Source organism: Rhodococcus sp. PAE-6, from assembly GCF_025290685.1.
In the GTDB taxonomy this organism is placed as follows: domain Bacteria; phylum Actinomycetota; class Actinomycetes; order Mycobacteriales; family Mycobacteriaceae; genus Rhodococcus; species Rhodococcus pyridinivorans.
Map to the genome: position 1 here is coordinate 1 of NZ_JAOCLZ010000165.1, position 252 is coordinate 252.

The window sequence follows — 252 nt, forward strand, 5'->3', positions numbered from 1 at the left end:
TCACAGGCCAGATCCCCGCCCTGGCACCAGGACGACACCCGCCCCGACAGGCTGCCGTAGCTGCTGGTCAGATCGGCGACCGGCCCGATGCCACCCCCCTCGGGGGCGGTGAACGACACCGCCGACAGCGCCTTGACCGCCTCACCCCCGGTGCCGGGAACCGGCGACGGGGCCGTCTGCGAGGTCCCGGGGAACAGTCCCGATCCGGGGCTGCGGGTCGGCGCGCCGAACAGGGCACCGGCTGCGACCGAG

The 252-nt window shown here is 75.0% G+C and carries 1 pseudogene; it reads right to left on the reverse strand.

The features are described 5' to 3' along the window. Positions 1-252, reverse strand: a pseudogene (locus NVV99_RS26650) (hypothetical protein); the annotation flags it as partial.